Source organism: Mesorhizobium sp. M2D.F.Ca.ET.226.01.1.1 (genome assembly GCF_004022705.2).
Classification (GTDB): Bacteria; Pseudomonadota; Alphaproteobacteria; order Rhizobiales; family Rhizobiaceae; genus Mesorhizobium.
Genome location: NZ_RZOY02000119.1, coordinates 1 through 295, shown reverse-complemented (window position 1 = coordinate 295; position 295 = coordinate 1). Strand labels below are relative to the sequence as shown.

Sequence of the window (295 nt, the reverse complement as noted above, 5' to 3'; positions counted from 1 at the left end):
GTCGCGATGACGGTGGTGATCACCGCGATCTCGATGCTGTTCCAGGTCGCCGCAATCAGCTGGTCGTTCTGCCAGAGCGAGGCATACCAGTCCGTCGTCCACTCGAGCGGCAATTGGTAGAAGGGCGAGGCGTTGAACGACATCAGCGCCATGATGATGATCGGCAGATAGAGGAAGCCGAGCAGCAGCACGATGTAGCAGCGCCCAAGCCATTCGAGGATGCGCGTCGTCGCCATCAGGCGGCCCTTTTCAGCATCGGCGACGCCACCGCCAGGATCACCAGCACGACGGCGAG

The 295-nt window shown here is 62.0% G+C and carries 1 pseudogene; it reads right to left on the bottom strand.

Features of this window, described 5'->3' with window-relative positions:
• Positions 1-236: pseudogene (locus EN869_RS34040) on the bottom strand (ABC transporter permease); the annotation flags it as partial.
• Positions 237-295 lie beyond the last annotated feature (59 nt).